The sequence below is a fragment of the Stenotrophomonas sp. CFBP8980 genome, assembly GCF_034046095.1.
GTDB lineage: Bacteria > Pseudomonadota > Gammaproteobacteria > Xanthomonadales > Xanthomonadaceae > Stenotrophomonas > Stenotrophomonas lacuserhaii.
Map to the genome: position 1 here is coordinate 114,619 of NZ_JAXCXF010000001.1, position 25,391 is coordinate 140,009.

Sequence of the window (25,391 nt, forward strand, 5' to 3'; positions counted from 1 at the left end):
AATGAGGTGGGTGGTCATGGGTCAGGCTGCCTTGTCGCGGTCGTTGCTGGCCGGCTTTCCCGAACCCTTGCGGCGGCGGTAGAAATCCTCCAGCCACTGTTCGGGGGTCAGCATCGATTCCACAACATTTTCACGGGCAGCGGCGTCCTGCAGCACACGGTGCATGACGTCGATGTTGTCGGTGGAGGCAGAGATCACCGACAGGATATCGTCCATGCCGCGCATGTTGAGCTGGCAGACATTGGAGGCATGCCCCTGCTTGACCAGGAAGCAGCGTGAGCGCTCGTCCAGCGCGGTGACGACCTTGAATTCGGCATCGGTCAACTTCAGGCCGTCGATGTAATCGGTGCGGCTCGCATTCGGATTGGGCAGCAGGATCAGCGTGGCGGTCTGTTCGATCAGTGCGGCGGAAATATCGCTCTTCAGCGCGTCTTCCGGGCTCTGCGTGGCGAAGATGCCCAGGCCGTTCTGCTTACGGATGGTCTTCTGCTTGTTCTTGGCGAACTCCTTCAGTCCACCCTCGCCATCGAGGATCTTCCAGAATTCGTCCATCACATAGATCAGGCGACGCCCGTCGATGAGCGATTCAAGCCGGTGCAGAAGGTAGTTGATCACCGGCACGCGCACTTCCGGATTGTCGATCACGTCGGTGTAATCGAAGCCGATGATGTTCGCCCGCTCCAGGTCGATCGTGTCCACCGGATTGTCGAACACCCAACCCAGCGAGCTGCCGGCAGTCCAGCGGCGCATGCGCGCGTACAGCCCATCGTCACCGAGGTTCGGCAGGCTCTTCTGGAAGTTGGTCATGCTGCGCAGGTGCATGGGCGTATCAAGCATGTTTTCCACCGCGCGGAAGATGTCCTCTTCTTCGCGGGCGCTGTACTGGCCCTTACCGGCCAGCACCTTGACCAGATCGGCCAGGAACTGCACGTTCGCTTCGGTGCGTTCGCACTGGAAGGGATTGAAGCCGGTCGGCCGCCCGTTTTCCAGCGCCAGGTAGTTGCCACCACAGGCACGCACGAAGATCTCGGCGCCGCGGTCCTTGTCGAAGAAGAAGATGGTCGGCGCCGGATCATACTTCTGCACCTGGCTGAGCAGGAAGTTGATCAGCGCGGTCTTGCCGGTGCCGGACTTGCCGATGACCATCGTATTGGCGATGGCCTTCTCGCCCAGCGAGTTTTCCGCCGGATGGGTGGCGTGAAAATTGAAGTAGTACGGCTGCCCGTTGGTGGTCTGCAGCGTGGTCAGGCAGTCCCCCCATGGATTGTTGTGCTGCTTGCCGGTAGCGAAATTGTGCAACGGCGACAGCCCCAGGAAGTTCAGCGAACTGACGTTGGCCAGTCGCGTGCGGTAGCGCCAGTTCGCCGGAATCTGCGAATAGAACGATGCCGTGATCGCGATGTCTTCCTTGGCCGACACGAAGCCGGCGTTGGACAACTCCGCACGCGTGGTGGCCACGTTGGCCGAGAGCTGGCCCTGGCTGTCTGCAAACACCGCGACGGTGAAGTGATATTCGCCGAGTACGAAGTTGCCCGAGGACAGATGGTCCATCGCCTGGTCCAGCTCGATGATCTGGCTCACCGCCTTGTCGCCGGAGGAGATCATCATGCCCTTGGTACGGTCCAGGATCTTCAGCGCATCCTGGCGGCCCATCGGGCTGAAGGACTGGGTGACCACGTACTCGAAATCCAGGTACTTCAAGCCGTTCAGGATGCCGGGGTAGGTGCCCTCGGCGTATTCCTTGATGTTGAGGATCGCGCCGAAGTGATTCTTGCCGTTGGGCGTACTGATCACGAAATCGCCGGTCTTTGCCGAGAACATGTGGCGGCTCACCGGCAGGTATTCCTTCACCGGCGCAGCCAGCACCGGCACCGGCTCATCGATGCGGTTGATCAGGTAGCCGAAGAACTCCAGCGTCTCGGAAAACACCACGCCGTTGGCCGCTTCGTACATGCCCAGGCGGTACGGCGCATAGTCGCGCAGCACCGCTTCGACGTTGCCGGCCAGCTCCATCAGCTTCTCAACGGCCTGCTCCTGCTCAGCCTGCAGGCGTGGCACGTCGGCTGATTTCTCAACGAAACGCTTACCGGCCACCACCGGCCGATAGATCATCGTCAGGTACAGCTCGTTCTGCATGATCCGCTGGCTGGACAGCATGTCCAGGTAGGTGTCGGACACGTCCTGGTTGAAGCGCTGGGAGAACTTGCTGCGCTCCTTCAAATGCCTGCGGCGGCGGACGTCGTGCGTCCAGAACGCCACGTTGACGAAATCCGGCGCGCGCAGCGTCTGCAGCAGTCGGTTGAAGGTGTTGTGCTTGTGCTCAAGCTCCCATTCTTCCCGACCCACGAACGGCAATCCCTCGAGGTGCCACGTCAACAGGTAGTCGCCACCGCTGGTCTTCACCACCGATGGGGCCACGTGCGAGGACAAGGGAATGAACTCGCTGATCGACGTATCCGGACTGAACATGCCTACTCTCCAGGAACTGCCATATGCCTGCTGCTACGCCGCTGAAACATTCAGCGGCGGTTTCCACCCGGTGCCTTCGCAGGCGCCGGCTTGTCGCGGTAGTGGTTCGGGGTGAACACCCACATACCTTCATGGTCACGCACGTTCCGCGCCCGGAACTTGAACTGCAACCGCAGCCCCATCAGCCGGAAGATCATCTCGTCCCGACGCGCCATCTGCCGCATGATCATCACGGCTACCGGGATGCTGAGCAGAACCCAGAAATCCCAGTAGATGGCGAGCAGGAACAGGCCGCCGCATACCATGAAGAAGGGTACGTAGGGCACGCCCAGGAACATCGGTGGGCGCGTGCAGCCGCGGAAGACGACGTTCTTATGCACTGTAGTACTGGGCAGCGGTGCTCAGCATACCGACGGCCGAGCACTCGCCGTACTCATCACCCAGCAGCATGCGGGCGATCTGGCCAGCCGCGCCGATCAGCACGCCACCGATCAGGATCGGCGACACGTCGCTGATGCGCTTGTGGGCGAAGGCGATCTGGTAGCCGGCGAAGATCACCGCGATGGTCACCACGGCGATCGACACCAGGTTCAACAGGCCCTTGACGCTGTCGAAGAAGCCGCACACTTTCTTGTCGGTGCCCCCGAATTCCTGCGCGAAAGCCTGCGGGACGAACATCATGCCAACGAAGGCGACGGCCATTGCCAGGGTCTTCAGGGTGCGCTGGGCCTGGGCGAGATCATGGGTGTTCAGCTTCATGGGGACTTCCTTATTGATGGACGAAAAACAACATGTGCGGCCCCTGCCCGGCGGCCAGTGAACTGCTCAGAACACGAAAGCCGCGTCCCTGGCAGGTGCATCGGTGACAGGCGCGGCAGACGCGGGCATTGCCACCGCGCCGGTTGCCGCGGGTTGGTTGCGTTCACTCCAGGGACGCAGCAGCACCGGAGCGCCGGGGCTGCCAGCGGGCGCTTGCTGCGGACCCATGGGCGGTGCGGAGACGACCGGGTGGCCCTGCGGGTAGCCTTCATCGGCATAGCCGGCCATCGGCGCTGCGGAAGGCACCGCACGGTCGACCAGGTTGGTCACCGCACGCGCCAGCCCACCGTCAGCGGCGCGCAGCAGGCTGCCGCGCACCATGGCGCCGGTGTTGGGGTACACCACGTAAGCGCGCGCGGGGTCTTCCGGGAGCGGCATCACTACGCCGCCGCCCTGGGCGAGCATCTGTGTCTGCAGGCCTTCGATACGGGTGCGCAGGCGCGCGGCATCGGCGGATTCGGCCGGCGCGCGGGCTGCCGCAGTGGGTGTGCGCGGCGTGCGATCCACCACCGGAATCGGCAATGCACCGTTGGCGGAGGCGACCATCTGGCCGCGCTGCATCGAATTGAACACCTTCTGCACATAGCCGTGCCGGTAGCCGGTTTCAAAATTGCCCGAGTAGTAGCAACTGAATGCCTTGCCCCAGTCACCCTTCGAACGCGAATGGCATTCGGCCAGGATGCGCGATCCTGCCTGCAGGTTCGGGCATTGCTGGAAGGCTTTTTCGTAGGTTTCCAGCCCGTATTTCTGCAGGTTGTAACGATTGACCTGGGCCAGCCCCAGCGAGAAGTTGTAGCCGTTCTCTTCCAGCATCCGTGCCGTAGCCACCGCCTCGTCCAGAGCCTTCGGCTGGCGCGCAAGGCGACCGCCCACCACGCCGATGGCGTACGGGTTGCGCGAGGATTCCACGTTCACCACGTGGGCCATGACATCCATCGAAACGGCCAGCTCGGGGCAGGCCAACGCTTCCAGTCCGGGCAGCATCAGTGCACCTCCTGGCCAGCATGCGCGCAGTGACCGCCACGACGGGCATTCATACCGCGCCCCCTTGGCCCTGGGCACGTCCGGGATTGAAATCGATGCCGGTGATGTGCCGGTCGCCAGCGTGCGCCTTCACGTGCACAACGACGTCGATGGTCATCTGCAGCAGGCGCTTGATGACCGGGAACTCCAGCCCTGAGCCTTCGTTGGATGCCTTCACCATAAGCGCCAGCTGGTCCCAGGTCTGTTCCGGGCTGCCCGCATGGCAGCTGGTGATCGACCCGGGATGGCCGGAGGCGCAGTTGCGGATGAAGTAGAACGCTTCATCGCCGCGCAGCTCGGCCAGGATGATCCGGTCCGGCTTCATGCGCAGGCAGGCTTCCATGCAGGTTTTGGCACTGACATTGCTGCCACTCTGGCCACCCTTGGAATACAGCAGGTGCACGACGTTGGGCTGCTCGATGAACAGCTCGCGCGCATCTTCAATGGTGACCAGGCGTTCCCCTTGGGGAATGTGGTGGACCAGCGATTTCATGAAGGTCGTCTTGCCGCTGCCGGTGGCACCGGACACCACGATGTTCTTGCGGTACTGCACCGCACGACGGAAGAAGCCGGCGAAATCGCGCGCGCGGCGCAGCTCCATCAACTCCTCATCCTGCGCGCTGAGGCTGCCGTCGTGTTCGACGATGCGATCAAAGAAGCCATCGTCCTGATACTGCTGCAGGGTCCGCATCTGGCGTGAAGGAAGGCGGATGGTGATGGAGACCTTGCCCGCGTCACACGCGGGCGGAATCACGAACTGCGCACGCTGGCCGCTGGGGAAGGTCAGCGACACCATCGGATCGGCATCGGTGATGCGCTGCCCGGTGTTGCTTTCGTTCACCACTGCGGTGCAGAACTGGCGGGCCCGTTCGAAGGTCAACGTGGGCACCGCCACCTGCTGCCAGCCATCACGCGTTTCCAGGTAGATCTCACCAGGCCGGTTGACGCAGATTTCGGTGACTTCGGACGACCCCATGTAACCCGCGATACCCAGCACTTCGTACTGGTATTGCAGGAATTCGCTGGAAACCAGCGCGAGGGGTGAAGTCTCCATGTCCACGACGGGTCCTGTGCTCCTGGATCAGCGACGCGCCAGCACGGCGCTGAAGTCGACGTCCTTTGCGACGTAGACGTTGATGATGGTGCCCTGGTTGACCGTCACGGTCGGCGCGCGGCGCTGGCTCGCGGCCTGCTGTGCGAGGCTTTCCATGGTGCGGGCGGTTGCACTTTCATACGGCGACTGCATCGCAAAGCCACTGCTGTTGACCGTGGTGGTCTCCGGGCCATTTTCCGCGGCTGCGTATTTGAAGGCATCAGCGAGCAGGCTGATCATCAGGGCGCTGGCGATGCGCTGGCCCCAGTGAGCGGTGTACTGCCCCGGGATGCCTGCCCCGCCCAGCCCATCCGTGCCCGGGCTGGACATGGCAACGTCAATGCCGTTCGGCGTCGTGATGCGATCCCAGATCACATCCACGCGTTCGCCGATCGGGCCGCCACCGTAGCTGCCGTAGATCTTGGAACCCTTCGGCAACAGCAGGGTACGGCCGTTGATCGAGTAGACCGGTTCGGTCACCAGGCAGGAGGTGAACCCGGCCACGTCGGTGATGATGCGCGTTTCAAGCACGCAGCGCAGGTAGGTGCCGCGAACCAGAAGTGCATCCGGGCTGCGGATGAAAGCGGCGTTGGACACATCGTCCACATCCGCACCCCGACGCGTTTCTTCCGGCGCCTGACGGCCGTTCATCTGCTGCAGCGCCAGCAACGTCGGATCGACCGGCGCCTGGCGTTCGGAAGGATCACCGCCGCCACCGCTACCGGTGGCCGCAATGCGGCGATCGAGCAGCGAAGGCATGCGCGGCGCCTCGCCGATGGTGCGGCTGTTGCGCTCCATTGGCATCGGCATGTCGTCCGGCATCGGCGGCGGCGGCAGCATCGGAATTGGATCGGCCTGCATCGGCGGGGGTGTCTGCACCGTCGGCGCCACGCTCGGAAGGTCCGGCGTGCTCGGACGCGAAACTTCGGCGCCGCGCGCGGGGGCCTCCGCGTCGTCCCTGCCTTTGCGCAGCAGCAGGAAGCCCATCAGCAGCACCAGGGCGAGAATGCCGCCGATGAACATCAACGCCTTGCGATTCAATCGGCGTTCTTCCGCTGTGCGCAGCTGCGGCGCACTGGCATCAAGATCCGGCGCGTCCTGCGGCTGCACACGGTTGTAATACGGGTTACCCGGCTCCTGCGCGGTGCCTTCCTGGCGGTAGGCATCGTCGTCCTGGCGGGGGTCATTCCCTGGAGGCGTGTTCTGGCTCATTTCTTGGTATTCCTCCGCAGGCCGACCACGTTGTCACCGTGTCGGATCACCAGGTACGGGTGGGTGCCATGCACCACCAGGGTATTGCCCTCCACCGTCGTGTTGATGACGAAGTCCTCGCCATTCTCGGTCTCGCGGCCGAACACAGCCGGGAAGATGCCGGTCTTGAACTCCGGCGAAGACGGGAGGCGCACATAGGTGAAGCGGCCATCGTCGTAGGCATTGACCGGGATCAGCCAGCCCATCCGCTTGGCCTTGCGGGTCGAATAGGAGTAGTCGAAGTTGTAGCGACGATCCTTGGCGATGGTGGTGCTGAGCAGCGGCTTGCTCTCTTCCACCGACTCCTGGGCGACAGTGAACTCACTGTCACTGGGATAGGTGAAGGCGATCTTGTACTGCACGCCGGCCTTGCGCGCCTGGTCCAGCTGGCGCCAATCAGTCGCCACCACCTTCAGTTCGAAGATGTAGGAGTTGGTTTCCGTGCGCACCATCATGTTGGTGTCCACGTCCACGTTCTTCGGCTTCAGGTAGAACACGTTGCCGCGACGCGTCAGCTCCCAGCCACTGCTGAAGCCGGTGCTGTAGTCGAGGATCTTTTCATGCGGGCTCAACTCGATCTGGGTGGTGAGGCCCAGGCCGGTGCGGACCGTGTAGATCTGGTCCGGCACATAGGCGTAACGGTCCACGGCCTGGGCCGAGACGGTGGTGGCATACCCTGCCAGCATTCCCGCCAGCATCCAGGCACAGGCCTTGTTTCTGCGACTACTCATCGGTTGCTTGCTCCATCAGCAGTTCCGGTGGAAAGGTTGCGCGCGGGGACCGGCGTGCCGCGGCCTGGCGCTTGTTGAGCGGGTGCACCGGGAACCGGCGCGCTCTGCACCGGGTAGCCCTGCGCAGGTACGGCCTGTCCCGGCCCGGCAGCTCCGGGAATGCCCTGGGCAGGAATGCCTTGCTGTGCCGGAAGCATCTGGCCCGGGGGCGGCGGAGCCGGCGCCACCATGGGCTGGCCGGACACCGGATCAATCATGCCCTGGCCCATTTGCTGGTTCGGGTCAAACATCGCCGGGTCGGCCTGCACGGCAGCCTGCTGTTGTGCCTGCAGCATGGCCTGCTGCTGCGCCTGCGCGTCGGTGGCGGCCTGGTCAGGCAGCGGAACCGCGGCGGCGTAGTCGCTGTCCACGCGGTATTCGGTAACCTGGAAGCCCAACGGATTGAGCAGGCGATCCTGGTCGTTGAGCGCCAGCTTGGCGTCGTAGTTGAAGCGTAGGGTCACCAGGCGGTTGTCCATGAAGGTGGACGCACCACTGTTCTTGTCCACCAGGGTGCGCTGTACGCGCACCGATGCGCCACGGAATCCGCCGTTGTCCAGCTCGCCGATCGGGGTGATGCTGAGGATCTTCACCCGGATCGCCTTGGTGTTGCCGTACAGGACCACCGGGCTCTGCGGATTGGTGCGCGCATAGCGTGCCCGCAGCTGCGCGGCGATGTTGTCGGCGGACATGGTGAACACCAGGTTCCAGTCACGCAGCTGCATCAGCGCCAGGTCATAGGATTCGTGGGCCAGCACGTACTGCGCCACGTTGCTGCGGTTCACCGCCTCGACGTGGGTCACTGAACTGCTGCCGAAATCACCCTGCAGGCGCGCCACCGATGCGGTCCCGGTGTAGGCATCGGCCATCACCAGGAACGGCACCTTCTCCTTCAGCGGCAGCATGTAGTAATAGCCGCCGGCGAGCGCCAGCGACATCACCAGCGACGCACCGGCGACCCACCAGGCACGACGCTCGCTCTTGCGCGCCATGTCGGCCACGGTCAGCTCATAGCTCACCGCCTTGGCGACGGCCTGCTCCACCTTGGGACTATTGCCTGGGTCTTTCTTACGGAACATGGGGTTTTCCGGACTGCATGATCGTCAATGAGCGCCATGCCCCTGCGACCAGCGCAGGAGCATCACGACGGGAAAACGGCAGCGGTCAGCTACCGCTTGGCGCGATTTCGGCGGGTGCGGATGCGGGGGCGGCGCTGGGGGCGCTGGCTGGCGTGGTGGCCGCCGTCGGCACCGCGGCGCTGCTGCCGGCCACGATCTTGTTGCCCACGATGCTCACGTAGACGCCCTGCGCCGCATAAGCAGTCGTGACATCGGCCACGGCTTGCTGCGCACTGGTCGTGGAGATGCGGGAAACGCCGCTGTGCAGCGTGTAATCCGACCCCAGGCGGTAATCCAGCGACATCCCCGAATCGGCCGCCCAGCGCTCGAGCATGGCCTTCAAGGTGCCATCCATCGGCGATGCCTGGAAGGCATAGCTGGTGTACAGCGGAATTTCCGTGGGCGCGGCGTCAAAGCGATTGACCGGCTTCCACCGCCCGCCGAAATCCGGCGCAGGCTTGGTGGCACAACCCGACATCGCAACCGCCGCCACGGCGATGAAAATCTTCAGCAACGCTTGCCGCATACGAACATCCTTTGACGTACGAATAAGCAGCTTCGATGCGGGTGGTTCGGCAGTCCAGCGTTACATCTGCACGCTGGAACCGGTTACGCGGCGGCCTGTGCCGTCATGTGCAACCGTCTCCCCTGCGGCCAAAGCCGCCTGCCCAACGGGCGCTGCACCGCCCCATGGGCATGATGCATCGCCTGACACCTCGTTCGAAGCCATCCCTGTTCCGGTGATGTTCTGCACCACCTGATCGACTCCATCGGCTCGATGAACTGAACCGATGGCGAAGAGTGGCATAGAACGAGGTCAAGGATGCGTCAAGAACGCATGAAAGTTCAACGCATGCACGACAAATTGTTGACACCCGTCACCACTTCACGGGAGTGAATGCATTTATTTTCAGCGCCTTCGTCCCAGCTGATTCATATCTGCAAGCTGGGAACCTCAACCTTTGCTAGCAGGCGCGAAGTGAAGTGACGATCCTTGTAGTAGCGGATCTTGTCGCACATCACCGGGTGCGGAATGCCCTCGTAGAGGAACACTTCCTTGTCTGTGCCCATGGCCTTCAGCTCCTGCGGCAGCATCAGCGCCCGCCGCTCTTCACTGAAGCTGTGGCTCTTCTCGCGGCCCTTGGTGATGTTCTTCTTGCGCAGCGTGGTGTAACCCAGCATGTCCGAATAATCGTTGGCGTCCTGCTGCTCGCGCGGGGCAAACAGGATCTGCAGGGCGTGGTTGGTGATGATGGTGCGCGACACATCGCGGCCATAGGTGGCATCCAGCTGGGCCATGCTCTGGATGATCGGCAGCAGGCGCACGTTGTAGCCGGCCATGTAGGACACCGCCGAGGCGATGATGTCCACCTTGCCGATGGAGGTGAATTCGTCCATCAGCAGCAGCACCTGGTGCTTCAGCTCCGGATTGGACTTGGGCAGCTCCTTGGTGTTGAGGTTGATGATCTGGCTGAAGAACAGGTTGATGATCATCCGGCTTTCGGCCAGCTTGTTGGGCTGGATGCCGATGTAGATGGTCATCTTCTTCTTGCGCAGGTCGGTCAGCAGGAAGTCGTTGCTGCTGGTGGCGGCGTCCAGCACCGGATTGATCCAGGCGTTCAGCGGCTCCTTGAAGGTGCCCATGATCGAGGCGAAGGTCTCGTCAGCCTGCGACAGCAGGTTGGCAAAGGCCGACTTGGCATTGGCGCTCAGGAACGGACGGCTGGCCAGCGTCTGCAGGTACTTGCGCAGGTCCGTGCCGTCGCCGGAGGAGATCCGGTAGATCGCGCCCAGGGTCGGTACGCCCTGCCCGCCCGGGAAACCACTGCGGCGCTCGTCATCATGATTGTCGAACAGGTACAGCGTGAAGGCCATGAACGCGTTGCGCGCCTGGCTGACCCAGAATTTCTGGTCGTCCGAACCATCCGGATACAGCATCGCGGCGATGCTCATCAGGTCGGAAACGCGGAAGGCCGGGTCATCGGATACGTAGCTGAGCGGATTCCAGCGATGGCTGCGCCGGTCTTCGGCGAAGGGGTTGAACAGGAAGACTTCCTGCCCCTGCTTGGCGCGCCAGCCGCTGGTGAGCTCGTAGTTTTCCTGCTTGATGTCCAGCACCACCACGGACTCTTCGTATTCCAGCAGGTTGGGAATCACCACGCCCACGCCCTTGCCCGAACGGGTCGGCGCGGCCAGGATCACGAACTGCTGGCCGGACAGGCGCACCAGCTTGCCCTTGTAGCTGCCCACCACGATGCTGTCGCCGGTCTTTTTGAACAACCCGTGTGAAGACAGGTCCGAGCCCGTGGCGAAGCGCGCATCACCGTGCAGGCCCTTCTTCTTGCGCCGGAGCAGCAGGAAGCCGGCCACCACCACCAACAGGAACAGCGGGATGCCGAAGCCCACGTAACCGGCGGCCTTGATCTTGCCCACGAAGGGCGCGACCTGCGGCTGGTCCAGTGCGTTGACATACGGGTAGTAGGTGTTCCAGCTGAAGTGGCTGGTGTCCAGGCCAAGGAAAAGCAGGGTCAGGTAGCCCGAAAGCAGGTAGCCGATGACGAGGGCCGCGACGATGGCGACCGAATAACGAACCAATTTCTGCGTGGACAAACCCGATCCTCCGTGAGCGCATGATGGGCCGGACTCTACACAACTGACCGTGACACGGGTAGCTGCACCCGCACTGGAAACCTCCCGGTGGGTGACGACCGGCTCCGGTGGGTGACGACCGTTGGTCGCCACGCTCTTCTTCCCCAGCCCTACCACATCACACCATCCGGACCACTATCCGGGTATGCTCCGCGCGCCAAAAACAAAACCTGGAGCAAAGGAATGCAACGATCCTCTTCGTGGACGCGCTGTGCGCTGCTGGCCACCCTCGCCCTTGCTGGCCCTGTCTTCGCCGTCCCTCCGGCGAACGCGCCGTCGCGTACCGCGCCGGCACCGGGTGAAATCAGCAAGGCCATGCCCGAAGGCATGGACCTCTACACCAGCCTGGCCGTCAGTGACAGCAAACAGGTCGTAGGGACCGGTAACGGAATGGGCGCAGCGGAAGCGAAGGTGCGTGCGCGCAAGGACTGCCAGGACAGCGGCGCCACCGACTGCGTGGAACTGATCACCTTCCCTGTCCGCAATCACTGCATGGCGTTGGCCGTGGACAAGGGTGCCAAGCCTGGTGTCCGGGCCATCTTCGCCAGCAGCGCGCAGGCCGGCACCCCGGAAGCGGCAGCGCTGGGCAAGTCCTCGATGGATAAGTGCGTTGCGTCAGGCGCCAAGCAGTGCGGGGTGACCGTTGAACATTGCCTCTGACCGGATGATCCGCGCGGTGCTGGTGGCCGCCACGATGCTGGCCAGCGCCGGTATGGCACACGCGCAGAATGGTGCGCAGGCGCGGCAGCAGGCCCACGCCGCGCAGATGAACTTCCTGGGCTGGCAGCAGAGCCAGCAGGCCGCAACCTATATCAGCGCCGAAGAAGCCGCCGCGCAGCAGGCGGCATCCGCCGCAGCCGCCGCCGCCGCACGCCGCGTGCGCGACGACGCCAAGCGGGACTGGTGGGGCGCGCTGGTGGTCAACACCGCCGACGGCAGCTGGAACGTGATCCTCAACGAGTACGACCCGCGCATCGCAACCCGTAACGCCATGGGCAAATGCGATGGCACCTGCTGGCCTGTCGCCACCTTCGCCAACACCTGCGTGGCGCCGGCTTACAGCCAGCAGGGCGGCATGTACGTCAACACGGGCGAGAACAAGAAGAAGGCGGCCGAATCGGCACTGGCCAGTTGCCAGGCCGGCGGCGGCGCGCAGTGCCGCAGCGCGGAAGAACAGACCTTCTGCACCGGCTGGAAGTATGCCTATTCGGCGCTGGACCGCATCAGCTACCGCATGGAACTGATCGCAATCAACCGCGTGGCCAAGCCAAAGCTGGAGTTCTTCCCGGGCGGGGCCGAATTCGTGGCCAAGCCGCCGGAAGCCCGCGGCACTGCCACGCGCATGGCGGCCGGGGAAGGCCAGGATCCGAAGATGAACATCGCCCAGCCCTGGAGCGCCATTGCGGCGGAGCGCGGCGGTGACGCCTTCGCACTGCACTTGGGCGTGAACGAGAAGGACGCCAAGGACACCGCCATCAGCAAATGCGGCAAGCGCGGCTGCGAGACCGCCGTGGCATGGACCATGGGCGAATGCGCCGCCATCGTGCGCAGCAAGGCGGCGGGAGGCGGCTGGTCCACCTTCGGCGCGAAGGCCAGCAGCAAGGCAGCGGCCGAAGAAGACGCGGTCACCCAATGCATCGAGAGCGGCGCAAGCGTCTGCCCGGTGATGCTCAACGAATGCATGACCCGCTGATCGTCACCCCCTGTTCCTTCTGTTGCTTGTAGCGTTCCAGCAATCCTCCAGGGGGTTCTTCCATGCATATCCTTCTTACCGGCGCGACCGGCCTGCTCGGCCAGGGCGTCCTCAACGCCTGCCTCGCCTCGCCTGACGTCACCCGCATCACCGTGCTGGCGCGCCGGCCGCTGGACCGCGCCGACGCGAAGGTCGGTGTCGTGCTGCTGGAAGATTTCAGCCAGGCCGCCAGGGTCCAGGCACAGCTGTCCGGCATCGACGCGGCGTTCTACTGCGCCGGCGCTCCGCCCATCGGCACCGCCGAAAAGGAATACCGCCGTGTCACCTTCGAGCTGACCTTGGCAGTGGCGCGAGCTTATGCCGCGGCCAATCCACAGGGGCGCTTCTTCTACATTTCCGGCGCCAATTCCGATCCCGAAAGCCGGCTGATGCCGCTACGCATCAAGGGCGAAACCGAGGATGCGCTGCAGCGGCTGCCGATCACCACCGTGATGCTGCGGCCCGGCGGCATCCTGCCCGAAGAAGGCACGCACAGCCCACACGGTGTGATGCGCATGTTCCATGCGCTGGCCAGCCCGCTGCAGGGGATGATCGTCAAGAATGTGCCGGGGGCGGCCACCACCAACGGTGCCATCGGCCGGGCGATGATCTCCCTCGCCCGCTCCCCCAGCCCGCCTTCCATCGTCGAAAACCGCGAGATCAACCAGCTCGGCCAGCCTGTCACGTAACGCAGGGCTTCAGCCGCCGCGCGCGGCCTTGCGGACTTCCGCACCGACGCGCGCCTTGACGCGATCCACGTCCGGATTGTTCGGACCCGAATAGTCGAACGCCTGGATCACGAACACGGTGTGGTCGCCTGCGCTGATGCAGTACGAAATCAGCGAGCGCCCATCCTCGCGCGGGGCGGACACGTGCAGCACCAGCGTCTTCTGGTCCTGGTCCACGCGCGTGGTGTAGCCCACCGCTGCGGCCCCACGCGTCACCGCCGCGCGGCACGCCTGCATGCTCAACTTGGCCGCCGGAAAGCGGTCCACATCGTAGCCGAGGCTGAAATCATTCGCCTTGGCCGGCGAGGCCATTCCCAATGCGGCCACCGTGCCCAACGCCGCAAGTATCGCTGCCTTCATCCCGTTCTCCTGTCACTGTTGAACGTGCGCCGCCGAACTCACGAACGCACGAAGATTTCCACGCGGCGATTCAACTGCCGGCCGCTGGGGTTGTCCTTGCCCTCCAGCTCGTTGGGCGCCACCGGCTGCGTTTCGCCGTAGCCCTTTGACGCCGCCTGCTGGCCCGCACCACGCTGGCGCAATGCGGCCACTACCGATGCCGCGCGGCGTTCGGACAGGCTCTGGTTGTAGTCGTCCGCGCCCTTGGAATCGGTATGCCCGCGCACTTCCATGCCGGTCGTTTTCACTTCGGCCAGCGCCCCGGCCAGGGTATCCAGCAGATTCGCCGCGTCGGGACGGATGTCGGACTTGTCGAAGTCGAACAGTACCCGGTCGTTCAAGGTGATCACATAACCGCAGGGCGCACCGGGCGGAGCGAACTTCTTCAGCGGCGGGAACTTGCCGGCAGGCGCCAAGCGGGCCAGCGGCGGCATCCTGACCGGTCGCGCCGGCGGACCGATCGTCCCGGTGCCATCGCCATTGTTGGTGATCAGGCCTTCGTCGCCATTCCAGGTGCCCGAGCCATCTGCATTGACGCGCACCAGCCCCATCGGGCCGTTCCAGGTGCCGCTGCCATCGCCATTATTCGTGATCAGGCCACTGTCACCGTTCCAGGTGCCCGCGCCTTTGCCGTCCAGCCGGATCAGGCCGGCCACGCCGTTGTAGGTGCCCGACCCATCCGCTTCCACGCTGATGATGGCATCGTCGCCCCCTCCCCCGGGGTTGCCGTTGATGGTGCCGCTGCCATCGGCGTTCACGCGCACCAGTCCGCCTTCGAAGTTGGCGGTGCCGCTGCCATCAGGGTTTATCACGAAGATGCCTTCGTCGCCGTTCCGGGTCAGCTTGCCCTGCGCATCCACGCTGGTGATGCCGGCATCGTTGATCAGCGTGCCATCGGTACTGCAGCGTGCCGGGGAAACGGTAATCCCCTCCACCGGATTGAGGATCGACTGCAGTGAACGTTCCAGTGCACGCTGCGCCGGGGTGATGCCGATGATCTCCGGCACCACGATCGTCGGGATGACCGGGAATTCGGGGACATCGCTGTCCTGTTCCGCGTCCGCTTCCTCATTGGAAGCCGCAGTGGCGCTGCCGCTTACAGGCTCCGGAACTGCCTCAGCGGGCCCCTTGGAACACCCAGCAAGCGCAATCAACAGCACGGAAACAGCAGACAGCGGCAAAACACGGGTGGATGAGCTCATGTACTGGATCGATCCGTGATGGCAATGAGGCCAGCATCCTATCCGGCGCCCATTTGCACGGCGTGAACGTCCACAAATCGAACACATAGCCCCGCTTTGGTAGCGCCGAGCCATGCTCGGCGAGCGCACCGCGCGAACCGCGCGGACCGCGTCCGACATCGTGCTGCTGGAACGGAATGCCGCCGAGCACAGCTCAGCGCTAACGCGCGGTGTTCTCCGCCACCACCTTGTCATACGCCACCAAATCCAGGAATGCTTCGGCCTCCACCACAACGCCGTCTTCCATCCGGAAAATCCACACATACTGGTTCGTGTACGGGCGCCCCCCGGTGGTAGTGGATTCGGCTTCAAACCGGCTGATCACCGTATCGCCCACCGCCCAGATGGCATGCAACTTAGGCACCAACGGCCGCGCCAGCCGGCGTGTCAGCGGGGCCGCCGCCCCCTCCAGGAACGCTTCAACTCCCTCGTAAGTACCCGCCACCGTCCCGGAGCCATGAACCGTCCAGACGACATCGGGGGACAGCAGCGCAAACACGGTGCCGTTTCCCGTAGACCAGTTCGTGAACGCCCTCCGGACCAAGGCCTCGTTGTGTGCGGCGGTGGCGTGCACGGGCTCAGGCGTTGAGGCGTGGGCGGAACTCAGCGCTGCAATCGCCAAGGTGAGTACCAGCGCCAGGCGATTATTCGGAGTCGATCGGTTCACATGATTCTCCTTCCCGTTTCGTGGGAACGACAATGCGCTCACCCGCCCGGCGGCGGTATCCATCGGCCGCTGGACACGACGGTTAGCCGCTCTGGACAATCCCCTGCGCCCCACCACCACAAGACCTCCGCATGCCCATCACGCGCGCCGACGCATCGTGCAACGATGGATATCGCTGCTGCCATCATCGACCTGCTGGGCCAGCGCGCGCCGTCGGCCTCCCTCTGCCCGTCCGAGGTGGCACGGGCATTGCGCCCGGAGCCAGGTGACTGGCGCCCGCTCATGCAGCCGGTGCGGGAAGCGGCCGCTGCCTTGGCGCGGGAAGATCGGATCGTGATTACCCGGAAGAACGCCACGCTGGATCCAGATGACCCGGGTCCTGGCCCTGTCCGGCTGCGTCGGGGGCCTGGATTCCGCTAAGGCCCGCCTTCTGCGGCGCTGGAGCAACGCAAGGCCTTGGGACCGATCAACCACGCCGCCGCGACGTCGGCCGCGCTTTCAGCGCGTCCAGCGCATCGGCATTGCGTCGCGCCCAGTCGTAGATCAGCTCGATCGGCTCCACCAGCTGCCGGCCGAGCGCGGTCAGGCTGTATTCCACCGAAGGCGGCACGGTGGGATGTTCGGTCCGCAGCACGATGCCCGCCAGCTCCATCTCGCGCAGGGTCTGGATCAGCATCTTCTTCGAGATCGCAGGCAGGCTGCGGTGCAGGGCATTGCTGCGCGCCACCCCGTCATGGCGCACGGCCAGGGTGTGCAGCACCATCGACGTCCACTTGGTACTGAACAGCTCCAGCACCCGCCGCGGCGCACAGTCTTCGCGCCATTCCTGTTCCGGAGTGCCTGCTTTCATCGCGTGGTTACCATTTGGTGCCTTCTTTCGGGCCTGACCCCGTTATCCTAAGGTGTCTGCCTGTTATTTGATGCAAAGAGGCGACCCCATGACCTTGAAAGCGTTGGTAGTCGGTGCAACCGGCATTACCGGCAGTGCCCTGATCCAGCAGCTGCTCCAGGAAGGCTGGGAGGTTCACGGCCTGGCGCGCAACCCGGCTGCGCTGCCGGCGGGCGTCCACGGTGTCTCGGCCGATCTGCGCGATGCACAGGGCACCCGGGCCGCACTGGCAGGCCTGCGCCCCACCCATGTATTCATCACCACGTGGTCGCGGCAGGCCAACGAGGCCGAGAACATCCGCGTGAATGCGGCCATGGTGCGCCACCTGATGGATGCCCTGCAGCCGGCCGGCTCGGTGCAGCACGTCGCGCTGGTAACCGGGCTGAAGCATTACCTCGGGCCGTTCGAAGCCTACGCGCAGGGCGCGTTGCCACAGACCCCGTTCCGCGAGGAACAGCCCCGCCTGCCGATCGAAAACTTCTACTACGCGCAGGAAGACGAGGTATTCGCCGCAGCTGCGCGTGATGGCTTCAGCTGGAGTGTGCATCGTCCGCACACGGTCATCGGTGCAGCGGTGGGCAACGCCATGAACATGGGCACCACGCTGGCGGTGTATGCCTCGCTGTGCAAGCGCAGCGGCCGTCCGTTCTATTTCCCCGGCTCGCTGGCGCAGTGGAACGGGCTGACCGACATGACCGACGCGCGCCAGTTGGCACGCCAGCTGGTGTGGGCCACCCAGACCCCGACAGCAGCCAACCAGGCGTTCAATATCGTCAACGGTGATGTGTTCCGCTGGAGCTGGATGTGGGGCCGCATCGCGGACTGGTTCGGCATCGAAGCGGCGCCGTTCACCGGTGAGCTGCACCCGTTGGAACGGCAGATGGCGGACGACGCCGCATTGTGGGTGCAGCTGGCCATCGAACAGGGCCTGGCCGAGCCGGACATCCACCGGCTGGTGTCGCCGTGGCACACCGACGCCGACCTGGGCCGCCCGGTCGAAGTCATGACCGATATGTCCAAGAGCCGCCGGCTGGGCTTCCTGGATTACCAGCCCAGCGATGACGCCTTCTTCGACCTGTTCGCCACGCTGCGGGCACAGCGGCTGATTCCGTAGGCGCCAGCCAGCGTAGCCAGACGCCCCGGAATCCGTCCCGGGGCACCTGTGCCACAGCCATCAGAACCTGTAGTTCACCGTCAACCGCACGTTGCGCGGCTCACCCCAGGTGTAGGTGCTGTACCAGTTGAAGATGGTGTAGTAATGCTTGTCCAGCAGGTTGTTGACGTTGAGCGTGGCCGACAGCCTGTCATTGAACTCGTAGCGTGCCATCGCATCCAGCAGCCAGTACGGATCGGTGCGATGCACCAGGCTGCCCCCGTCCTGCGGGTTGCTGATGGTGCCGAAGGTGCTGCCCTGCCAGCGTGCGCCGCCGCCGATGCTCACCCCACGCAACGCGCCGTCCTGCACGCGGTAGGTGGTGTGCAGGCTGAACTGGTCTTCCGGCTCCAGCGTTGAGACCTTGGTGGACTGCTGCCGCGCAATCTTGTGCGCATAGCCACCCTGCACTTGCCAGCCCGGTGCGACCTGGCCGGACACATCGAACTCGTAGCCCTTGGTGCGCACGCCCATCAGTCCGCGGTAGGCGATGCCACCGCTCGGGGTCAGCCCGCCACTGGGCTCGGCATAGTTGTCCTGCTCCAGCTGGAACACCGCCGCGCTGGCGTTGAAGCGTCCTTCCAGGAACTCCGCCTTGACGCCGGCTTCGTAGCTGCGGCCTTCCAGCGGATCCAGCACCCTGCCCTGCTCGTCCTGGTTGCTCTGCGGCTTGAAGATGGAGCTGTAGCTGGCGAACACCGAGTAGTTCTGGTTGAGGTCGTACACCAGCCCGGCGTATGGCACGATCACGCCGCTCTCGTCGATATCCATGGCCTTGTAGTTGGCCACGCGGCTGCCCAGGATCAGCTTCAGCGGATCGGCCAGGTCGAAGCGGCCCACCACGTAGGCACCGCTTTCGCGGGTCACTTCATTGTTGCCGTAGCCCCACTGCCAGTCCGGCTCGGGCACATCGCCGGTCCAGCCGCGGTAATCGGCCACGCTGGTGACATAGCCCTCCTGCGGCGAGTAACCATCGTTGATCCAGCGCTTGCGCGACACGCTGCCGCCGACCACCAATTCGTGCTGGCGACCGAACCATTCGAACTTGCCGCTGACATACAGATCGGCCGCATTGCTGGTGGTCTCGCCCACGTACTTGCCGACCCACATGCTCACGCCTTCGCCGGTCACCGGATCCGGGTTGCCGCCGGCCGCCGCGCCCAACGGGGCGTCATACCCGTTGACCTGGTGATTCAGCTGCAGCTTGGCCACCCAGTCATTGCCGAAGGTATGTTCCAGCGTGGCGAAGGCGGTGCGGCTGTACTGCGCCCAGCTGCTCCAACGCGCGCCGTTGTTGAACGAACGCGGCATCTTGTTGAAGTTGCCGGTGCTGTCCAGCAGCGGAATGCCGCCCCAGCTGGAACCCTGCGGATCGCTGTCCTGGTAATCAGCGCCAACGGTCAGCAGCGTACTGTCATCGATGTCTGCTTCCAGGATGCCGTAGAACACCTTGTTGGTGCGCTGGTAGTGGTCGACATTGGAGTGCTTGTCCTGCTGCGCCGCCACCGCGCGACCGCGCACGCGACCGCTTTCGGTCAGCGGGCCGCTGACATCCACTTCGGCGCGGTAGCTGTCCCACGAGCCGACACCCAGGCCCACGCTACCGGCGAACGCGTGCGTCGGCTTCTTGCGGATCAGGTTGATGGTGGCACCGGGATCGCCCATGCCGGTCAGCAGGCCGGTGGCGCCCTTGAGCACTTCCACACGATCGTAGATGGCCATGTCACTGAGCGTATTGCCGGCCGAATAAGCCGAATCGCGCGCCATCGGAATACCGTCGTACTGGAAGTTCTGCACGGCAAAACCACGTGCGTAGTACTCGGTGCGCTCGCTGTCGTAGGTGACGATGCTGATGCCCGGGGTGACCTTCATGACATCGTCGATGCCGTTGAGGCCGAAGTCGTTCATCTCCTGCCGGGTGATCACGCTGATCGACTGCGGCGTCTGGCGCGGACTCAGCACCAGCCGGGTGGCGGTGGCGATGGTGCCTGGCGTGTAGGAGCCGCTGTTCTCGGTCACGGTACCCAGCTGGTTGGCGGTCACCTGCACGGTCTGCAGGGTCCGCGCGGCTTCGTCATCGGTCTGCGCGGCGGCGCTCTGTTGCGCGTGCGCGCTGGCGGTGAGCAGGCCCACGGTGAGCACGGCGGATACCGCCTGGGTCAGCGGCGAACGGGCAAGGGTGCGATGCAGGCGACCGCTACGGGTCGGGGCAACGAGGGACGGAACGACGGACACGGCAATGCCTCCAGGCAGGAAGTGATCCTCTGGCGGCGGCTGGAGGTAACAGAATGGGCGGCATGATGACGCAAATGTGACGACGGGGAAAGGCTGCGCCTGCCCCGCTGCCTGCGCGGCGATGCGGCCCCACGCCGCACCGCCATGCCCCAGTGAACCGCACTCCCTCAGTTCACCTGTACCTGCCCAAGCGGCAATCGACGCTGCGCATCCTGCCCATCGTTCTGCGGGGCGATGTTGCGGCGGCCCGGGGTGTCATCGGCCAGCGCAAGACGCAGGGCATAGCTTCCTGGCGCCAGGCTGCTGGGCACGGTGAAGGTGGTGCTGCGGCTCTGCACCGTGCCCGGCATGATCTCGCTCAGGGTCAACGCGGGTATCGAGGTACGCGCCTTGGTGCTGCCATCAGCCGCCACCCAGTGCAGTTCCACGTGGTAGGCGTTGTACAGCGGGGCCGAGCCGTGGTTCTTGATACCCAGCTGCAGCGCCGCCTGCTGGCCACGCACCTGTGTGTTGGGCCAGGTCACTGTGCTGATGCCCAGCCGGTATCCCAGATCGCTCTTCAGCGTCTTCAACTTGGCCGCATTGCCACTGGTTTCGTGCGCACCGGCCGGGCCGAGGAAGCTGAAGTGGTAATCGCGCAGCAGCTTGCGCACATCGGCGGTGCGATTGGTCCAGGTACTCTTCTGGTCGCTGTTCGGGCTCTCGCCGCTGACCGGGTTGACCATCCAGTTCTGTCGCGCCGCTGGCACCTCGTTGGCCAGCCCGTATTCCAGGTTCCACCAGCCATCGTCGCTGCAGCTGGGCATCTGCGGATTGAACGCGTTGCACTTGCCGGTGAACGAGGGGAAGTAATCCTCGTGGAAGCCAAACAGCGCCGATCCCACATCGGATGCCCGCGCATAGCGGGTCTGCAGCGGCGTCTTCAGGAAGGCAGCGGTGTAGGCATCGCGGATCAGCGAACGGGTCTGCGCGTTGGGCTGCAGGTCCTCGCAGCCACTGGTATGCCATTCGCCCCAGAAGCCAAGCAGGCCCACCTGGATGGCGGTGATGCGCGGATCGCCATCGAAGCGCGCGGCCAGTGCCTGCACGAACTGCTGCATCTGCTGGCGCGCCGCCGGATTGTTGTAATCCAGGCTGCGGATCGGACCGTCCGAATCGCATTTGGCGCGCACCGCATACGGAATGTTGAGTGGCGCCTGTTCGAGGAACTTCGGATAGTCACGTTCGTTCTCGCCGCCGGTGTAATGCGCGTCGATCTGGCTGGCGGCACTTTCCGGATAATCAGCGACGGGACGCAGCACGAAGGTCGCCAGCGGATCGTCGTTGAGGATCGGCTGCAGGTACAGCGTCTCCACCGCGTTCCAGTCGAATGCCTGGTCGGCAGTTTCGATGATCCGCCACGGCAGGTACACGTGATAGATGTGCGCCCCGTGGAAATTATCCACCCCGCCATCCACTGCATACGAACTGCCCCACAGCATGAAACCGCGATGCGGATTGTCGAACTCCTGGGTCGATACCGCGGGGGTCAGGGTGCCAGCATGGGCACAGGCGGCGGACAGGGCACTGGCGAGGACTGCGACAGCCAGCATTCCGGAACACGGACGTGACGACGACATGGACGTACCTCTTCGGTTGCACGGGGAGACGGCGACAGGGAGGCGTTGACCTGCCTCAGGGTTGTCGCAGACGACCTTATGCCATGTTTCGTTATGTATCAATATCGAAAGATACCGAAATTTCGCGACCGGATCACAGTTTCGATCTGTGCAGCGACTTCGGGTAGCGCCGAGCCATGCTCGGCGGCTTTCCACCCCGACAACACGATGTCCGACAGATGCCGCGCCCGCGCTCGCCGAGTGGGGCTCGGCGCTACCCTGCCCCCACGAGCGCGTAAATCGCAGGCGTTCCCGTGGTGAATGCGATTTGATCTCGCTATCATGTAAACGATTACATGGAGCTTTGATCAACAATGGAAACACCGAACACCGTCCCGCACAGTCCGAAATGGCAGTACCGCTTCGACTTCTTCGCGCAGCATGGCGCGCCGAAGACCAAGGAGTACCGACAGGCTCTGAAAGACCTGCCCTTCGCCGGCAAGCTCAGAGTGAACATCAACCTGTTCGCCCTGTTCTTCAGCTGGATCTATCTCTTCATCCTCGGCATGTGGCGCAAGGGCCTGGTTGTGTTTGGCCTGTACGTGGCGCTCATCACCGTCTCCTTCTTCGTACCGGACCTGCTGGTGCGCGCGCTGGTCGCAGCGCTTGGCCTGTCGGTGGCCATGAGCACCAACTACAGCTATTACGCCGAACGCGTAAAGGGCAAGGTGAGCTGGAACCCGTTCGAAGGCCTGTTCTAAGCAGGAAAACGGTAGCGCCGAGCCATGCTCGGCGGCTTTCCGGTCAGGCACCCGTGTCTGACTGCGGCCGCACCCAGAGCCGCCGAGCGTGGCTCGGCGCTACCGAAGAGGGGCATCTTAGCTGACTGATATCAAGCTAAACATAGTGATATCATCACCATCAATGCCAACAGGTGCCCTTACATGCCTGCCGTGACCATTCGAAATCTGTCAGACGAAGCCCACCGGGCGCTCAAGGTGCGCGCGGCACAGCATGGCCGCAGCACCGAGGCCGAAATCCGCGACATCCTGGAATCTGCCGTGCGGCCCGCCAGCCGTTTGCGGTTGGGGTCGGCTTTGGCAGCGCTGAGCGCCGACCATGGCCTCACCGACGCCGATGTCGATGCGATGGCGGCCACCCGCGATAAAACCCCGGCCAAGCCGATGGGGTTTGGGTGATCGTCCTCGACACCAATGTGGTCTCTGAAGCGATGAGGCCTGCGCCCTCCCCCGCTGTACTCGACTGGATGGACAGGCAGGCTGCAGAGACGCTCTATCTGTCCAGCGTGACGATCGCGGAGCTGCTGTACGGTGTCGGCGCGTTGCCGGCCGGACGCAGGAAGCAGACGCTGCTCAGCACGGTCGACGGCCTGATCAAGCTGTTCGACGGCCGGGTACTGCCATTCGATCTGGAGGCGGCGCGCTGCTACGCCGATCTCGCAGTGAGTGCACGAAGCGGCGGCAAAGGTTTTCGAACGCCGGATGGTTACATTGCCGCGATTGCGGTAGCTAATGGCTTCACCGTCGCCACGCGCGATGCCGGGCCGTTCGAGGCGGCCGGGCTGGACATCATCGATCCCTGGACCAGCTGAAGCATCCCTCCAGCCTCGGTAGAGCCGACTTCAGTCGGCTGCTTTCACCATCATCAGCCGACCGAAGTCGGCGCTACCGCGCTGCGCCGTCACCCGCGGCTGTGGCTGACTGGCTGTTATCTGCCTTCGGCTCATGCCGCACCGCATGCATTGCAACACCTGCACGCCAGCTCCATTACGGGGATGCGCCCGCGGTTGGGCGCTCTCAGGAGAAATGCATGCCGCACCACGAAAAGATCGCCCTTACCGGCGTCATCGAACACGTCTTTGCCCACCGTTTCACCTTCATCGCCGACGATGCCGCCTACCTGGCCGATCTCGGCCCGAAAGGCGCTGAAGCCTTCCCGCTAGCCGAAGGCCTTGCCATCCGCCTGGAAGGCGAGCAGCGCCCGTCGGAGATCAAGGTCAGCCGTATCGCCAAGAAGGGCGGCCGGTTTGTCGAGGTGGAACACAAGAAGCCGCACCACGGCCCCAAGCACCACCATCCAGACGTCCCCGCCGATACACGCGCGGTGCTGGCTGCGGTGAAGAAAGCGGGCTGGACGGTCAACGGCGCGCCTGAGCGCAAGCCCAAGCACTTCGAAGTGCTGGCCCATCGCGATGGCGGCGACTGGACCGAACTGCACGTCGATTTCTCCGGTGCCATCTACAAAGAGAAGCACGCCGACGCAGGCAAGTGGGACCTGCAGGACTGATCCAGAAAAACGCCAGGCCGCATCACTGCGGCCTGGCGTTTTTGCTTACTGGCGTGATGCTTAGAAGAAGATCGCGTACAGGATCAAGAGCGGAATCGGAACGCCCAGGAACCAGAGCAGCAGGGTTTTCATGTCGGTTCTCCTTGGTGGATACGAAAGTTACAGGTCGCGGCGGCGGCCGCCCCAGGTGGCGCTCAGGCTGGCGAAGAACGCGCCGATCAGCAGCGTGATGAACAGCCAAAGCGCGGCGTAGGCGGTGGCCTTGCGGGCATCATCCGCAGCGGTTTTGGCGGTGTTCTTGGCATCTTCCAGCGCGGCCCGCATGCGGGTCTGCACGTCAGTCACGCGTGCCTCTGCCTCGGCTTGGCTCATTCCGGTTTCGCGGGCGATCAGCTGGGCCAGGTACTGCTTGTCCGCCGGATCCAGGCCGTCGCTCTGCAGGCTGGAGACCACGATACGGTTGACCTCGGCACGCACCTCACGGCGATCCCCAGCGCGCTCGTTGCCCGGCATCGAGCGCGGCGGCGGCAGCATGGCGGCGTCACGCGGGCCGGCAGCCGGACCCATCGGTGCAGCCATCGGACCAGTGGGGGGTGCGCCTGCGCCGGCGCCCATCGGCGGAGCCGGCGGTGCCGGCGACGGGTTGGTGGAGGTGTTACGGAACAGGGAGTCGACCCAATAGTTCATGTCGCCTTCCTGCGGGCCCATCGCAGCCGCACCGGCGCCCGCACCTGCCGCAGCGGCGGTGGTCGCAGCGGCGCCAGCAGTGGCACCGGCCACCTTCGCGCCGGCACCCAGCACGCCGCCAATGGCGGAGGTGAGCAGGCCAGCGGTCAGCAGCGTGGCAACCGCCCACGACACGAAACCGTGCGCGGTATCGCGGAAGTAGGTCTCGTCACCGTGCAGGTTGGTCCACTTGGTCCGCAGACGGCCGGCGAGGTAGCCCCCTAGGCCGGAAGCCGCCAGCGCAGTGAAGGTCAGCCAAGCGACGCTGGTCCAGCCGAAGGTTTCCTTGGATACACCGTCGAACGACCACGGCGACACCGAAGACAGGCCCAGGCCGACGCCCAGGATCAGCAGCACCAGCGACAGCGCAGCGGCCGCCACGGCGCCGGCAATGATCGCGCCCCAGGACACCGCGCTTTCCGGCGTGGGGGTGATGACGGGGGTGGAGGTGACGACGGTTTCGAATTCGGTGCCGAGCGGCCGGCGGTCCGGGAATCCACTGGGTGTACTCATTGGTGATGCTC

The 25,391-nt window shown here is 64.3% G+C and carries 26 protein-coding genes; 9 read left to right on the forward strand and 17 right to left on the reverse strand.

Annotated features, from left to right (window positions below; genetic code table 11):
• Positions 1–21 precede the first annotated feature (21 nt).
• From SOM47_RS00580 to SOM47_RS00625, 10 genes are all read right to left on the reverse strand, one after another.
• Positions 22–2,469, reverse strand: a complete 2,448-nt coding sequence (locus tag SOM47_RS00580) for a VirB4 family type IV secretion/conjugal transfer ATPase (protein ID WP_320504467.1) — start codon at positions 2,467–2,469, stop codon at positions 22–24.
• Positions 2,470–2,519: 50 nt separating this feature from the next.
• Entirely contained in the window at positions 2,520–2,849 is a 330-nt protein-coding gene (locus tag SOM47_RS00585) for a VirB3 family type IV secretion system protein (protein ID WP_080335038.1), read from the reverse strand.
• Positions 2,842–3,228 (reverse strand): TrbC/VirB2 family protein, encoded by a 387-nt coding sequence (locus tag SOM47_RS00590; RefSeq protein ID WP_042612597.1) that lies wholly within the window; start codon positions 3,226–3,228, stop codon positions 2,842–2,844. Before SOM47_RS00590 ends, SOM47_RS00585 begins: the two co-directional genes overlap by 8 nt.
• A 66-nt stretch (positions 3,229–3,294) precedes the next feature.
• Positions 3,295–4,272, reverse strand: coding sequence for a lytic transglycosylase domain-containing protein (locus SOM47_RS00595; protein ID WP_414715739.1), 978 nt, complete (start codon positions 4,270–4,272; stop codon positions 3,295–3,297).
• 49 nt (positions 4,273–4,321) lie between these two features.
• Positions 4,322–5,365 (reverse strand): P-type DNA transfer ATPase VirB11, encoded by a 1,044-nt coding sequence (gene virB11 / locus SOM47_RS00600; protein WP_042612595.1) that lies wholly within the window; start codon positions 5,363–5,365, stop codon positions 4,322–4,324.
• Positions 5,366–5,392: 27 nt separating this feature from the next.
• Complete coding sequence (locus SOM47_RS00605) at positions 5,393–6,616, reverse strand: TrbI/VirB10 family protein (protein WP_042612594.1); 1,224 nt, start codon at positions 6,614–6,616, stop codon at positions 5,393–5,395.
• On the reverse strand, positions 6,613–7,386 hold the full coding sequence (locus tag SOM47_RS00610) for a TrbG/VirB9 family P-type conjugative transfer protein (RefSeq protein ID WP_042612593.1): 774 nt from the start codon (positions 7,384–7,386) through the stop codon (positions 6,613–6,615). The genes SOM47_RS00605 and SOM47_RS00610 overlap by 4 nt, the downstream gene beginning before the upstream one ends.
• Positions 7,383–8,504 carry a VirB8 family type IV secretion system protein gene (locus SOM47_RS00615; protein ID WP_320504468.1) on the reverse strand — a complete coding sequence of 374 codons (1,122 nt, stop codon included), beginning with the start codon at positions 8,502–8,504 and terminating at the stop codon, positions 7,383–7,385. The genes SOM47_RS00610 and SOM47_RS00615 overlap by 4 nt, the downstream gene beginning before the upstream one ends.
• A gap of 85 nt (positions 8,505–8,589) precedes the next feature.
• Positions 8,590–9,069 carry a hypothetical protein gene (locus tag SOM47_RS00620; protein WP_042612591.1) on the reverse strand — a complete coding sequence of 160 codons (480 nt, stop codon included), beginning with the start codon at positions 9,067–9,069 and terminating at the stop codon, positions 8,590–8,592.
• A 407-nt stretch (positions 9,070–9,476) separates the two neighbouring features.
• The gene (locus SOM47_RS00625; RefSeq protein WP_414715762.1) at positions 9,477–11,138 is read right to left on the reverse strand and encodes a type IV secretory system conjugative DNA transfer family protein; all 1,662 of its coding nucleotides are present in this window, start codon (positions 11,136–11,138) and stop codon (positions 9,477–9,479) included.
• A 237-nt stretch (positions 11,139–11,375) separates the two neighbouring features.
• Between SOM47_RS00625 and SOM47_RS00630 the strand changes: the two genes are divergently transcribed.
• The 3 genes from SOM47_RS00630 (at position 11,376) to SOM47_RS00640 (ending at position 13,613) form a co-directional block, all read left to right on the forward strand.
• On the forward strand, positions 11,376–11,852 hold the full coding sequence (locus tag SOM47_RS00630) for a DUF4189 domain-containing protein (protein ID WP_042612589.1): 477 nt from the start codon (positions 11,376–11,378) through the stop codon (positions 11,850–11,852).
• Positions 11,836–12,885 carry a DUF4189 domain-containing protein gene (locus SOM47_RS00635; protein ID WP_320504469.1) on the forward strand — a complete coding sequence of 350 codons (1,050 nt, stop codon included), beginning with the start codon at positions 11,836–11,838 and terminating at the stop codon, positions 12,883–12,885. Before SOM47_RS00630 ends, SOM47_RS00635 begins: the two co-directional genes overlap by 17 nt.
• A 62-nt stretch (positions 12,886–12,947) precedes the next feature.
• Positions 12,948–13,613 carry an NAD-dependent epimerase/dehydratase family protein gene (locus tag SOM47_RS00640; RefSeq protein WP_320504470.1) on the forward strand — a complete coding sequence of 222 codons (666 nt, stop codon included), beginning with the start codon at positions 12,948–12,950 and terminating at the stop codon, positions 13,611–13,613.
• Positions 13,614–13,622: 9 nt separating this feature from the next.
• Here the strand turns inward: SOM47_RS00640 and SOM47_RS00645 are convergent, their stop codons facing one another.
• The 3 genes from SOM47_RS00645 to SOM47_RS00655 form a co-directional block, all read right to left on the reverse strand.
• The gene (locus SOM47_RS00645) at positions 13,623–14,012 is read right to left on the reverse strand and encodes a DUF6180 family protein (protein ID WP_320504471.1); all 390 of its coding nucleotides are present in this window, start codon (positions 14,010–14,012) and stop codon (positions 13,623–13,625) included.
• Between the two features lie 38 nt (positions 14,013–14,050).
• A complete protein-coding gene (locus SOM47_RS00650; RefSeq protein ID WP_320504472.1) occupies positions 14,051–15,253 on the reverse strand; it encodes an OmpA family protein in 1,203 nt (400 codons plus the stop codon).
• Positions 15,254–15,452: 199 nt separating this feature from the next.
• Positions 15,453–16,022 (reverse strand): nuclear transport factor 2 family protein, encoded by a 570-nt coding sequence (locus SOM47_RS00655; RefSeq protein ID WP_320504473.1) that lies wholly within the window; start codon positions 16,020–16,022, stop codon positions 15,453–15,455.
• A 102-nt stretch (positions 16,023–16,124) separates the two neighbouring features.
• On the opposite strand from SOM47_RS00655, the gene SOM47_RS00660 reads away from it, so the two are divergent.
• Positions 16,125–16,379, forward strand: a complete 255-nt coding sequence (locus tag SOM47_RS00660; protein WP_320504474.1) for a DUF3253 domain-containing protein — start codon at positions 16,125–16,127, stop codon at positions 16,377–16,379.
• 46 nt (positions 16,380–16,425) lie between these two features.
• Here the strand turns inward: SOM47_RS00660 and SOM47_RS00665 are convergent, their stop codons facing one another.
• The gene (locus tag SOM47_RS00665) at positions 16,426–16,809 is read right to left on the reverse strand and encodes a winged helix-turn-helix transcriptional regulator (protein ID WP_320504475.1); all 384 of its coding nucleotides are present in this window, start codon (positions 16,807–16,809) and stop codon (positions 16,426–16,428) included.
• 88 nt (positions 16,810–16,897) lie between these two features.
• Between SOM47_RS00665 and SOM47_RS00670 the strand changes: the two genes are divergently transcribed.
• Positions 16,898–17,962 (forward strand): SDR family oxidoreductase, encoded by a 1,065-nt coding sequence (locus tag SOM47_RS00670; RefSeq protein ID WP_414715740.1) that lies wholly within the window; start codon positions 16,898–16,900, stop codon positions 17,960–17,962.
• 60 nt (positions 17,963–18,022) lie between these two features.
• Here the strand turns inward: SOM47_RS00670 and SOM47_RS00675 are convergent, their stop codons facing one another.
• Positions 18,023–20,128, reverse strand: a complete 2,106-nt coding sequence (locus SOM47_RS00675; protein ID WP_320505041.1) for a TonB-dependent siderophore receptor — start codon at positions 20,126–20,128, stop codon at positions 18,023–18,025.
• Between the two features lie 275 nt (positions 20,129–20,403).
• The gene (locus SOM47_RS00680) at positions 20,404–21,828 is read right to left on the reverse strand and encodes a DUF4832 domain-containing protein (RefSeq protein ID WP_320504477.1); all 1,425 of its coding nucleotides are present in this window, start codon (positions 21,826–21,828) and stop codon (positions 20,404–20,406) included.
• 380 nt (positions 21,829–22,208) lie between these two features.
• On the opposite strand from SOM47_RS00680, the gene SOM47_RS00685 reads away from it, so the two are divergent.
• From SOM47_RS00685 to SOM47_RS00700, 4 genes are all read left to right on the forward strand, one after another.
• Positions 22,209–22,595, forward strand: a complete 387-nt coding sequence (locus SOM47_RS00685; protein ID WP_320504478.1) for a DUF2628 domain-containing protein — start codon at positions 22,209–22,211, stop codon at positions 22,593–22,595.
• Positions 22,596–22,778: 183 nt separating this feature from the next.
• On the forward strand, positions 22,779–23,033 hold the full coding sequence (locus SOM47_RS00690; RefSeq protein ID WP_042612573.1) for a FitA-like ribbon-helix-helix domain-containing protein: 255 nt from the start codon (positions 22,779–22,781) through the stop codon (positions 23,031–23,033).
• A complete protein-coding gene (locus SOM47_RS00695) occupies positions 23,030–23,446 on the forward strand; it encodes a type II toxin-antitoxin system VapC family toxin (protein WP_320504479.1) in 417 nt (138 codons plus the stop codon). The genes SOM47_RS00690 and SOM47_RS00695 overlap by 4 nt, the downstream gene beginning before the upstream one ends.
• Positions 23,447–23,664: 218 nt before the next feature.
• Positions 23,665–24,141: a hypothetical protein gene (locus SOM47_RS00700; protein WP_320504480.1), complete on the forward strand. Its 477-nt coding sequence runs from the start codon at positions 23,665–23,667 to the stop codon at positions 24,139–24,141.
• A 159-nt stretch (positions 24,142–24,300) separates the two neighbouring features.
• Here SOM47_RS00700 and SOM47_RS00705 read toward each other — a convergent pair whose 3' ends face one another.
• On the reverse strand, positions 24,301–25,380 hold the full coding sequence (locus SOM47_RS00705) for a hypothetical protein (protein ID WP_320504481.1): 1,080 nt from the start codon (positions 25,378–25,380) through the stop codon (positions 24,301–24,303).
• Positions 25,381–25,391: the final 11 nt, after the last annotated feature.

What these genes read in the sequence shown, in the direction of transcription:
- SOM47_RS00580 (WP_320504467.1), bottom strand. Translation starts at nt 2,469, where the DNA reads ATGTTCAGTCCGGATACGTCGATCAGCGAGTTCATTCCCTTGTCCTCG.
- SOM47_RS00590 (WP_042612597.1), bottom strand. Translation starts at nt 3,228, where the DNA reads ATGAAGCTGAACACCCATGATCTCGCCCAGGCCCAGCGCACCCTGAAG.
- SOM47_RS00595 (WP_414715739.1), bottom strand. Translation starts at nt 4,272, where the DNA reads ATGCTGCCCGGACTGGAAGCGTTGGCCTGCCCCGAGCTGGCCGTTTCG.
- virB11 (WP_042612595.1), bottom strand. Translation starts at nt 5,365, where the DNA reads ATGGAGACTTCACCCCTCGCGCTGGTTTCCAGCGAATTCCTGCAATAC.
- SOM47_RS00605 (WP_042612594.1), bottom strand. Translation starts at nt 6,616, where the DNA reads ATGAGCCAGAACACGCCTCCAGGGAATGACCCCCGCCAGGACGACGAT.
- SOM47_RS00610 (WP_042612593.1), bottom strand. Translation starts at nt 7,386, where the DNA reads ATGAGTAGTCGCAGAAACAAGGCCTGTGCCTGGATGCTGGCGGGAATG.
- SOM47_RS00615 (WP_320504468.1), bottom strand. Translation starts at nt 8,504, where the DNA reads ATGTTCCGTAAGAAAGACCCAGGCAATAGTCCCAAGGTGGAGCAGGCC.
- SOM47_RS00620 (WP_042612591.1), bottom strand. Translation starts at nt 9,069, where the DNA reads ATGCGGCAAGCGTTGCTGAAGATTTTCATCGCCGTGGCGGCGGTTGCG.
- SOM47_RS00630 (WP_042612589.1), top strand. Translation starts at nt 11,376, where the DNA reads ATGCAACGATCCTCTTCGTGGACGCGCTGTGCGCTGCTGGCCACCCTC.
- SOM47_RS00640 (WP_320504470.1), top strand. Translation starts at nt 12,948, where the DNA reads ATGCATATCCTTCTTACCGGCGCGACCGGCCTGCTCGGCCAGGGCGTC.
- SOM47_RS00645 (WP_320504471.1), bottom strand. Translation starts at nt 14,012, where the DNA reads ATGAAGGCAGCGATACTTGCGGCGTTGGGCACGGTGGCCGCATTGGGA.
- SOM47_RS00650 (WP_320504472.1), bottom strand. Translation starts at nt 15,253, where the DNA reads ATGAGCTCATCCACCCGTGTTTTGCCGCTGTCTGCTGTTTCCGTGCTG.
- SOM47_RS00655 (WP_320504473.1), bottom strand. Translation starts at nt 16,022, where the DNA reads ATGGATACCGCCGCCGGGCGGGTGAGCGCATTGTCGTTCCCACGAAAC.
- SOM47_RS00660 (WP_320504474.1), top strand. Translation starts at nt 16,125, where the DNA reads ATGGATATCGCTGCTGCCATCATCGACCTGCTGGGCCAGCGCGCGCCG.
- SOM47_RS00665 (WP_320504475.1), bottom strand. Translation starts at nt 16,809, where the DNA reads ATGAAAGCAGGCACTCCGGAACAGGAATGGCGCGAAGACTGTGCGCCG.
- SOM47_RS00670 (WP_414715740.1), top strand. Translation starts at nt 16,898, where the DNA reads ATGACCTTGAAAGCGTTGGTAGTCGGTGCAACCGGCATTACCGGCAGT.
- SOM47_RS00680 (WP_320504477.1), bottom strand. Translation starts at nt 21,828, where the DNA reads ATGCTGGCTGTCGCAGTCCTCGCCAGTGCCCTGTCCGCCGCCTGTGCC.
- SOM47_RS00685 (WP_320504478.1), top strand. Translation starts at nt 22,209, where the DNA reads ATGGAAACACCGAACACCGTCCCGCACAGTCCGAAATGGCAGTACCGC.
- SOM47_RS00690 (WP_042612573.1), top strand. Translation starts at nt 22,779, where the DNA reads ATGCCTGCCGTGACCATTCGAAATCTGTCAGACGAAGCCCACCGGGCG.
- SOM47_RS00700 (WP_320504480.1), top strand. Translation starts at nt 23,665, where the DNA reads ATGCCGCACCACGAAAAGATCGCCCTTACCGGCGTCATCGAACACGTC.
- SOM47_RS00705 (WP_320504481.1), bottom strand. Translation starts at nt 25,380, where the DNA reads ATGAGTACACCCAGTGGATTCCCGGACCGCCGGCCGCTCGGCACCGAA.